Here is a 10108-nt window from a genome sequence, read left to right on the forward strand (position 1 = left end):
TAGCGGTCTGTCTCAGTCAAACTGCTTTCTGTACTGCTCCGGTGACAGCTTGGCATATTTTTTGAACACCCGGAAAAAGTATTTTACATTTTCATACCCCACAGATCTGGAAATTTGGTACATTTTCTTGTCGGTGTGTTTGAGCAGTTCCTTGGCCCGGTCAATGCGCACTTGATTGATATAGTTGATCAGCGTGTCACCTGTTTTATCTTTAAAGACTGTGCTGCAGTAATTGCGGTTCAGATTAAACAGAGAGGCGATGAACTCCACGGAAAGGTCCTTCTGGTAATTACGGTCCACATAGTTCTTGATATTCTCTGCCACATTCTCGGAGGTGTAGATGCTGGCCGGGAAGATGGCATTGGATATATTCATGAAAAACTGCAGGTAATAGCTGTGCAGCTCGTCCAGCGTAAACAGGGTGTTCAATGTATTTTGTGTATTGGCATTCACGTCCCCGCCTTTAATCTGGTCAAAATAGAGGGCTGCCATGAGCTTTATTTTATTTGTCAGATAATAGCAGTATTGTTTCACATCAAAAAGGGTATACTCCCCACTTCCAGCCAGGTGTGAAAAGAGATTCTGCAGCAGATCACGGATGCGTCCAGACATCCCGGCCTCAATGGCAAAGAGGAGTTCCTCCTCCTTGTCCCAGGTGACCGGGAGGGCGAGCGCCTCCTGACCGGAGATATAACACTGGCTGCGCTCCATGGGGTGGCGCTGGTTAAGGGCATTTACGGACTCCAGGAATGCCTCGTGCAGCTTTAGCAGGGTAGTGTGGAGTCCACTGATTCCATAGGAGACCTCCTGCACTCTGGAGGAGTGGAGCCTCTGCAGACTGGAGACTACCTGACGGCAAAGATCCATAGCCGGAAGCGCTGACTTGCTGGGCAGGAAAAGGATCAAAAAGCCCAGGTTCTGTGTCTGCACGTGCTGAAGATAGAGGGCCAGGTCACCGAACCCGTTCTCCTCCAAAAAATGCGCCAGCTGTCCTGCGGGCAGTGGCTGCGGGGAGTGCAGTGTAATCAAAACCAGCTGGTGCAGCTTTTCCGTAAACTTCAGCTTTTCGGAGGTGAGCTGTACATCGACTGTGTGGTAGCCCAGCACCAGGTTAGTGAGCATCTGGATATCGTGCTCGTAACATGAGCGTTCCTGCTCCTCCCGGCTGTGGGTAATCTCCTGAATCACCATGGTCTTCTCCTCCAGCATCTGGAGCGCGTTTCTCATGGAGGCCACCAGTTCCTCCTCGCGGACAGGTTTTAAGAGATAATCTACAGCATTGGCACGAATGGCATAGCGGGTGTACTCGAAATCCTTGTAGCCGCTGATTACAATCAAGTATTTACTTGGATAGCGTTCGCTGAGCAGGGGGAGCAGTGTGGTTCCGTCCATGACCGGCATCTTCATATCTGTAATAATCACTTCCGGATTTTTCTGTTCAATCAGATCCAGAGCGGCTTTTCCGTTGGCGGCCTCCCCGCAGCAGGTGATCTTACCTTCCAGGGATTCCAGCTTCTTTTTGATTCCGCGCCGGATTAAAGGTTCATCATCGACAATGATATAGCTGTACATTTTACCTTGACCTCCAAAGTTTTCAGTTCATCAGTTGCGGTTCCCCTCCAGAATGGGAAGAGTAAGTGTAAAGGTGGTTCCCACACCCTCCTGGCTGGAGATATGGATACCATATTCGCTGCCATAGTAGAGGGAAATGCGGGAATGGATGTTTTTGATTCCAATACTCTGCTTGTTGCGGTACCCCAGTTCCTGGAAATCCACCTCATCTTTCAGGCTCTCCTCCAGTCCATGGAGAATATCCTGGGACATCCCGGTACCGTCATCCCTGACGGAGAGGGAGAGCGTCAGGTCGTTTCTTTCAGCGCTGATCTCAATACAGCTGCCGCAGCTGCAGGACTGCAGTCCGTGATAGAGCGCATTCTCCACCAGAGGCTGCAGGATCAGCTTTAGCACCTGTAGGGAATAAAATTCTTTCGGTACATCATAAACCATATGAAAACCATTGTCAAAACGGATCTGTTGGATAGCCACATAATTCCTGACATGGTCCAGCTCCTCACGCAGTGTAACCAGTTCACTTTTTGTCTTAATGCTGTAGCGGAACATGGAGCTTAAGGATTCCGCCATTGTAGAGATGTCCTTCACTCCCTCAATGGCAGCCAGGCTGCTGATAGCCTCCAGGGTATTGTAGAGAAAGTGGGCGTTAATCTGTGCTTCTAAGGAGCGCATCTGGGAATTCAGAGTGAGGAGCTTGTTTTGGAGTTCGTTTTTAATATAGTGGTCCAGCTCTTCAATCATGTTTTCGTATTCGTTGTAGAGGATTCCAATCTCATCCGAACGGTTCATATAGGGCTCATTTGCCACCCGGTGGCTGGTGTCATGGCTGGCCATGCGGTCGCTGAGCAGCCGGATGGGTTTGGTGATATTTCCGGATAGCAGGAAGGAGAGGACTACAAAGAACATGACACAGATCACGCACATAAAGATGAGGAGCCAGAGAGTGGGACTGGACTCCCGGTTTAAATCCGTGTGGTTGAAGATCCCTGTCAGGGTCAGGCCTTCCAGGTCCAGATCTTCTGTGTACCGTACGATCTGGGAGTGTTTGGTGTTGTCTGAGAGCGGAGTTCCATTTTCGTATAGATTTTGGTCCCCTTTGGAGATAGTCAGGTAAGTCATCTCAGGCATGGTATTGACTCGGGATAAATCAAACAGGTCAGGGGAGCAGTCAATGTAGAGAACCCCCAAAAAGGTTTTGGAAAACACATCGTAGATGGCATTGGAAAAAGAGATGGATTCCGCGCTGTCGATGAGAAAGTCTTTGGCGGAGATCCCGTCTATGTAGGTTTTGCCTTTCAGAGCCAGGGTTTTTTGGTACCACTCGTCCTGATCCGGAAAATAGCCGTAGTCTATGTCCGTCCTATTTCCCACACCCAGGATTTCACCGCTGGGCGTAAATATATAGATACCTTTCAGGTATGGATATGACTGGAACAGATTTTGACAGATGGTCTGCATCAGGAGGTTTGTCTGGTAAACATCGTAGGCGGTATAGTCTGTATCCTGGGAGACATAATTGTGCAGATCCTCCAAAATAGAATTTTGATTGGAAGAGTCATAATTTACCGCCTCCTGAATGCGCCGTATATCGGCCAGAGTCCGGTTGGTTTCTTCTACAGCCCTCACCATCAGATTTTCCGAGATCTGTTCTGTCTGGTTATCCATCAGCTTGGTATATCTGCTGTAGGTAAACAGGGTGAAAATCAACACCGGTACAATGGAGATAATTAAGAAAATGAACAGCAATTTATTCCTCAGACTCATGGCCCTGACCTCCTGAATAATTGTAACAGGTCAGATACCTGAACCGTTACCGGAAACTTACAGAAAGTATACTATAATTCCCCTGGAAAGTACACAAAATTGTAGAAACATGGTATGATATTTAAAAAAGAAAGCGGATTGGATTAAATGAAATATCATAGAAATATGTTCTTAACACTGCTCCTGTTATGTATGCTTTTTTTATACGGCTGCAGCCAGGAACAAAAAGAGACTGGAACTGCGAAACAAAAGACAAAAATATCCATCATGATGTCCGGGTACGACAGCGAGAATAATTTTGGGGAACGGCTTAAGGAATATATAAAAGAAAAGAGGAATGATGTAGAACTGGAAGTCTCCGTTTTGCCGGATGACCAGTACTATGCCTCCCTGAAACTGATGCTGGCTTCCGGAGAAGGGCCCGACATCATAGCTGTGCAGGCAAAGTACGGGGGTGAGAACTCCGTCTATCAGCTGGCAGGGGCCGGATACCTGGAACCGATGTCTGACTTGAAGGGCAAGGTGGTTGAATCGGACGCAGTAAAGAAAGGGCTCAGCCTGAATGGGGTGCCCTATGCCCTTGGACACGGAAGCTTTTTTGTTTTGGGTACTTTTTACAACAAGACCATCTTTGAAGAGTGTGGTCTTCAGGTGCCGGATGACTGGGAAGATTTTCTGAATTGCTGTGAGGTGTTGAAAAGAAAGGGATACACCCCGATTACCATGGGGGATAAGGAGTGCTATGTCACTCAGTTTGGACTTTACCAATTGGCGGCAAATGTGATCTACCCTGAGAATCCGTATTATGACAGGAAATTGTGGACAGGGGAGAGCAAGTTTACAGATGAGGGAACCTGGGATCAGGTGATCTCCATGTATGAGTCCCTGTATGACAAGGAGTATATGGACCCGGATTCCATCAAGATGGGATACCAGACAGCGGTCCGAAAGTTCGAAAAAGGCGGGGCTGCCATGACTTTCGGTGGTTACAACATTCTCTACGGCATAGATGAGGGGCAGAGGGAGAACTTTGGATATTTTCCGCTTCCGGGAAATAAAAAGGGAGATCCGGTCAGGGTGATTGTAACTACGGAAAAGGGTGGATACGCGGTTAATGCCAATTCAAAGAACAAAGAACTGTGCAAGGAACTTCTCAATTCCTATTTCAAGGAATTGCAGGAAAGCAGTTCCCATATTGATGAGCTGTCTTGCTACTATGAGGCCATGGAGAACGGATACGCTGTCGATGTCTGCAACAGCAACTGGCCTTCCGGCACAGAAAACGAGCTGGAACAGCTTTTTATCCAACTGATAGGATCTGATACATTGAACGTGGAGGATGTGACGGAGGGAACACAGACCCGTCTGGAAGAACTGATTGAACGCTATGGGGATGTAAAGAAGGAAACGTATTCTGACTAGATCGTATGACTTCCGGAAGAGATCGGTTCTACAGGGGGACTGTCCGGAAAAGGCAATCCGGAGGTACTCCCCCTGACCATGTCCCATGCAAAGAACCGTACACACAAATTTTTTCTCTTTCCAATTACTACTATATATAATTTTTTGTTGGATGAAAAGAGTAAAAAATTGCGATATCGAGTAAAATATTTATGAATTTTGACATTATGTGCAGGGGTTGCCTGGGAATGTGTATGTATACATTGCATAAACGGAAAAAGAGGTCAACTCTGAATAGGAGATCCCGCGCTGTTTCTTAAATACCTTATAAAAATAGGCTGGATTGCAAAACCCTGTGATCTCCAGCACTTGTTCAAAGGGCAAAGAGGTTTGCTCCAGGTAAAAGCAAGCGTTTTCAACCTTGCACGCCTGTACCAGCTCGGTGAAAGTGTTTGTCTATACGGCAAGCGCCCTCTTTTCCTTTGCCGATTTTTTCCGGTAATCGCTGGGGGAGATGTGGTATTTCTTTCGAAACAATCTGCTGAAGTAGGGGTAGTTGGTAAAGCCAACGGAATAAATAATGCTTTTTAAGGGCATATTGCTGTCAGAAATCAGTTCTCTGGCATGTTCCAGACGTATCTGATTAAGGTATTCGATCACCCCTACTCCCACCTCTTCCTTAAAACGGGAACTTAAATAGGCTGGTGACAGCCCGGCGTACTCGGAAATCTCGGAGAGGTTATCTATTTGGTCATAGTGCTGCTCTAAATATGCAACAGTCCGGTTAATATGTCTGGAGTAAGTGGGGGAAGAGAGCCAACCGGGATCTTCTAGATCAGTGAGCACTCCCATGCGGTAATGAACGTGCATTTGCAGGTTATTTTGTATAGCCTCCCCCACTGCTTTAAGAGCGAGGACTGCCGCGCTTTCACAGTGTTCGTAGAATACGGTCAAAAAACGGTTCCCATCCAGATGGGTGCAGACTCCCTTGGAAATCTTTTTAATAACGGTGTTTGCTGTATAACAAACGGATTTTTCCAAAATTGTTCGCCCTCTGTCCTCCTTTTGGGGAGTTACGGCTTGGATGTCTTCTAGGAATAACATCGAGACAAATACACTGCGCTCATTTGGTCTGTTTTGCATATGGCGGGCCTCCCTGCAAATATACTTTGAGTTTTCCTTTATTATAAAGACATGGGAAGTAAAAGCATATGCAATATATTTGCAGTTTTGGTAATTTATTCGCTGTCTATAGGTTCTTCCGGTATTTGCTTGGGGAGATCCCGTGGCTTTTTTTAAACACTTTTGTAAAGTAAAAATAGTCGTGATATCCTACCGCTTCAGCGATGGATTCAATGGAGAGCTGTTCATCCTTTAGCAGCTCTCTGGCCTTCTGCATTCTTTTGGCAGTGATATACTCAGAGAAGGAAAGCCCCAGCTCCCTTTTTATGAGGGCGCTCAGATGGCTGGAGCTGATACTGTACTTTTCAGAGAGGAGCGCAAGGCTGATATCCTGCGTGTACCCTTCCTGGATATCGGCGATGATTCTGCTCATCACCGTATTGCTCACCGGGAAAATGTCCTCCTCAGTAGAGGGGATAGACTCCTTTGACAGCTCCCTGAAAAGGCGTGCCAGGATTCCGTTTAACTCCTCCTCTTGAATGGGCTTTAGAATATAGTCAAAAGCCCCATACCGGAGCGCAGCCTTAGCATACCTAAACTCTGCGTAACCGCTGATCAGAACGGTCTGAACCGGGATTTTTTCCTCTGAAATCCTGCGCACCAGGTCAATGCCGGAAAGACCAGGCATCCTGATGTCGGAGAAAAGGATATCCGGGCGCAGCCTTTTGATCTCTTCCAGGGCTGTGATCCCGTCTGCAGCCTCCCCAATGACCCGGAAGGGAAGACCGGATTTTTGGATGAGCTTTTTCAGACCCAGGATAATCCACATCTCATCATCAGCCAGAAATACTTTGAGCATCTTCCGTTCCTCCTTCCTCCACGCTACAGGGGATCACAATGGTGACGCGTGTCCCCACATCCGGGGTACTCTCTATCTCAAAGTTAAACCGATCTCCATAAAAAAGGGTTAAGCGATGGTAGATATTGGCTATCCCAACGCCGCTTTGATCTGTGCCCTGTTTTAGGGACATGAGCAGGGAATTCAGCTTTTTGGCCGGGATACCACAGCCATTGTCCTCTATGGTAAAGCGGATATGGTCAGTGCTGTCCCAGCAGGCACAAATCTCCACGAGACCCTCTGACACCTTCTGCTCCAAACCGTGGAATACCGCATTTTCGACTAACGGCTGCAGCAGGAGCTTTATCACATTTACCTGACGGAGGGATTCCTCCAACTCGATATCCACACTGATTTTCCCCATAAAACGGTATTCTATAATCTTTGCGTATTTCTCTATGTAATCCATTTCCTCTGCTATGGTAGTGATATTTCCGCCCTTTACCGCATACCGGAACAGATGGGAGAGGGACATGGTGATCTCTGCAATATCTTCTACATCATAGTACAGGGCCATATCGCGGATGCACTCCAGGGTGTTGTACAGAAAGTGGGGATTGATCTGATTCCGGTAGGCCAGGACCTGAGCCTGTTTTTTGGCCAGCTCGGACTCATACATTTTTTTCTGTGAGAGACGGTTTTCCTCTTCCATCTGTTCACGCACATCCAGCATGTGGTTGAGGCTGGTTGCCACAGTGCCGATCTCATCACTGCGCATCAGAGATATGCGCTGTCCCGGATAAGCCATATCTGTTTTAATAAACACATCAATCAGGCGTATGGGGCGAACCACACTGAAGTAGAAAAAGCAGATCAGAACCAGCAGGAGGAGAAAGGAGGCTGTGTAGGGCAGCAATACAATCCAGCTCCCTGCGTCCTGGCGGTTTAGTTCTCCCTCAGGCAGACGGCTGACCAGGCGCCAGCTGCTGGAAGCGGAATCCTGGATCTGAACGCAGTAGTCTTTTGTGCTTTTGAGCATTTCTGTATTCAGAGTCTGCGGCGGAGCCAAGTCTGTGGAGGCTAGGATGAGATTGTTCTGATCCACCAGATACACCTGGGAATGATCCGTGGAGCGTGCATCTGTCAGCAGACGGCCCAGAGAATCCGGTGAGATCACCAGCACACACATACCCAACTGCTTTGCATACTGTGGGCTATCCAGGTCAAACATCGGAAAGCGGACGGAGTAATAGAGATGTCCGGTATCCTCTGCCTTAAATCCGGCCCCAATCTGCAAATCTTCCACGAGCTGACCCGATAAGCCCGGGATGTGTAATGCTTTTCCCAAACTTGCGATCCGGTCCATTTCCTGATTGTAGAGATAAATGCCTTGGATGTCATCCTCCAGCAGCAACGTGTTGGAAAACACAGTGGAAAGATCCTCCATGCTCTGAACTCTGCTCATTGTATCTTGAGTGAGATACTGGCTGGTAGTGGGGGAGTAGGAGAAGGAGGCAGCCACATTGTAAAGATTGTCAAAAAAATCCTCCAACTGGTTTTCCACCTGGGCAAGGAGCTTGCGGTTTAATTCCAGAGTGTTTTGGCGCACCTTTTTTGCGGCGTACTGATTGGTAAACACAAAGGCGAGCAGTAAGAACAGAGAGATGCACAGGACCAGCACAGACAGTTTTACTGCCAGTTTATTTCTGAATATATTTATCCATTTCATGATTCAGACACCTCTTGTTGATTTACCTTTTCAATCCTTTCCCCATAAAATTTAAAGTTTTTCTGGACCTGACGGTCGATTTTGCTATCCAGCTGCTCAATGCCCAGGGCCTTTAGCCGGGACAAAAAGTATTCGTATTGCTCTTCGAATTCAGCGTCACTCCTGGAAGCGATGATTTTGGATATCTGCTGTTGTTTGAAGTCCGTGATGTCAGTCTGTATCCGGCCCATACTGCTGTCCGCAGGTATATAGTCATTTGGCAGGGCAAGCAGGGTATTGTCAAAAATATACGTATCTTTATATTTCCCCAGTGCACATTCAATCTCCTTGGTGTGGGCTTCGCTGCTGTCCGGACGCGGCGTCGGCAGGATACTTCGCTCCCAGGCAATGTTTCCGAAGTTCCACCATGCGCTGTAACCGGTTTTAACAGAATCCCTGCGCTTTTGCCTGCCCGCCTCTGTGAGGGTGATGGTCCCATCCCCATTCAAGGTGTAGTCAATGCCTTCAAACCCATAATTATTCTTAAGCATTCCCTCATCATCGGACATATAGTCCAGCCAGCGGGCGATCTGTTCCGGGTGCCGGCAGTCTTTGGAGATTAGAGTCTCTATCCAGCCGTTTACCATACGGATATCCCTTCCCAGAACAGGACGCTCTCCGGTATCGGAGAGGATGGGGCCGGATGATACCCACTGCTTAGGATCCATTCCGGTATTTGCAGTATTGCCGATGAAACAGAAGACAGCGCCGCTGGCGATGTAAGACTTGACCTGGGAGTTGCTGATTGCCAGATGCTGGGAGTAAGCATACCCTCTGCGCAGAGCTCTGTTGACAAACTTCAGGCTCTTTTTGGCCTCAGGCTGAAGCCAGCGTTCCTTGTAGTTACCATTTTCATCTACCACTTCAGCTCCGAATGAATTGTTAAGAAAAGCCAGAGTCCACTGTTGGTAGGAGGCTCCATCCATCAGGAGTGGGATTACTTCCTGACCGTCAACGGTCAAATCCATGTCCTTTACCTTTTGAAAAGCCTTGAGAACCTGGGACTCTGTTTGAACATCTTCAAGGTCTAAGCCTGCTTTCTCTAGCAGATCCCGGTTCCATATGACTGCCACGGTTGTACCGTATTGGTCGTAATCCTCGTAATAGCTGGTATTTGTCTTCCAGATTTTCTTTGCGTCCAGGGAGTTGATGTGGGAGGGATAGGAATACCATGCCCCATTTCTGCGAATCAAAGCCTGCTTCATATCCTCAGGGAAATCTGTGAGCAGATCGGAGTCCGGGCAATAACGCTTTAGAAATTCTTCCAGATTCCATACTTTACCGGAGGAGATCAACTGCTGTATGGCAGACGCATCGGTAAGCGCCATGATATCCGGCAGTTCATTTTTTAGAAGGAGGAGGGAGAGCGCCCGGTCGGCGTCCTGTGGCGGAATGATTGTTTCCAGCATAAGCCCGGTCTGCTCTGAAATCTCCGCGCTCAGAGTGCCCGCATCCAGGGACCAGTCCGGAACCTCCCAAAAATCCACATCAGAAAACAGAGTCGCTGTCACAAAAGCGGGATTCAAGTCAGTTTTTCCGGTATCCGGGCCGTGGTTCTCTGCACTGCATCCCCACAGAGAGCAAAGTATTATACATAAGAAGGGAATATATTTCTTTAGACAACACACTGTGAAATCTCCTTT

Annotated in this window: 8 protein-coding genes; 1 reads left to right on the top strand and 7 read right to left on the bottom strand. The window is 47.8% G+C overall.

Translation table 11 applies throughout. The features are described 5' to 3' along the window. Positions 1 to 12 precede the first annotated feature (12 nt). Complete coding sequence (locus tag AC0THY_RS03960) at positions 13 to 1572, bottom strand: response regulator transcription factor (RefSeq protein WP_489993175.1); 1560 nt, start codon at positions 1570 to 1572, stop codon at positions 13 to 15. Between the two features lie 30 nt (positions 1573 to 1602). After that, positions 1603 to 3336, bottom strand: a complete 1734-nt coding sequence (locus AC0THY_RS03965) for a cache domain-containing sensor histidine kinase (protein WP_489993176.1) — start codon at positions 3334 to 3336, stop codon at positions 1603 to 1605. Between the two features lie 147 nt (positions 3337 to 3483). Here AC0THY_RS03965 and AC0THY_RS03970 point away from each other — a divergent pair, with 147 nt between their 5' ends. Next, positions 3484 to 4758 (top strand): ABC transporter substrate-binding protein, encoded by a 1275-nt coding sequence (locus tag AC0THY_RS03970; RefSeq protein ID WP_489993177.1) that lies wholly within the window; start codon positions 3484 to 3486, stop codon positions 4756 to 4758. Between the two features lie 204 nt (positions 4759 to 4962). Here the strand turns inward: AC0THY_RS03970 and AC0THY_RS03975 are convergent, their stop codons facing one another. From AC0THY_RS03975 to AC0THY_RS03995, 5 genes are all read right to left on the bottom strand, one after another. Next, positions 4963 to 5175: an AraC family transcriptional regulator gene (locus AC0THY_RS03975; protein WP_489994141.1), complete on the bottom strand. Its 213-nt coding sequence runs from the start codon at positions 5173 to 5175 to the stop codon at positions 4963 to 4965. Between the two features lie 18 nt (positions 5176 to 5193). After that, positions 5194 to 5880 (bottom strand): helix-turn-helix domain-containing protein, encoded by a 687-nt coding sequence (locus tag AC0THY_RS03980; RefSeq protein ID WP_489993178.1) that lies wholly within the window; start codon positions 5878 to 5880, stop codon positions 5194 to 5196. A 106-nt stretch (positions 5881 to 5986) separates the two neighbouring features. Further along, on the bottom strand, positions 5987 to 6718 hold the full coding sequence (locus AC0THY_RS03985) for a response regulator transcription factor (protein WP_489993179.1): 732 nt from the start codon (positions 6716 to 6718) through the stop codon (positions 5987 to 5989). Continuing rightward, positions 6696 to 8426, bottom strand: coding sequence for a cache domain-containing sensor histidine kinase (locus AC0THY_RS03990; RefSeq protein WP_489993180.1), 1731 nt, complete (start codon positions 8424 to 8426; stop codon positions 6696 to 6698). Before AC0THY_RS03990 ends, AC0THY_RS03985 begins: the two co-directional genes overlap by 23 nt. Beyond that, the gene (locus tag AC0THY_RS03995; RefSeq protein ID WP_489993181.1) at positions 8423 to 10093 is read right to left on the bottom strand and encodes an extracellular solute-binding protein; all 1671 of its coding nucleotides are present in this window, start codon (positions 10091 to 10093) and stop codon (positions 8423 to 8425) included. Before AC0THY_RS03995 ends, AC0THY_RS03990 begins: the two co-directional genes overlap by 4 nt. Positions 10094 to 10108: the final 15 nt, after the last annotated feature.

The organism is Ruminococcus sp. 8Y-12, assembly GCF_058119865.1.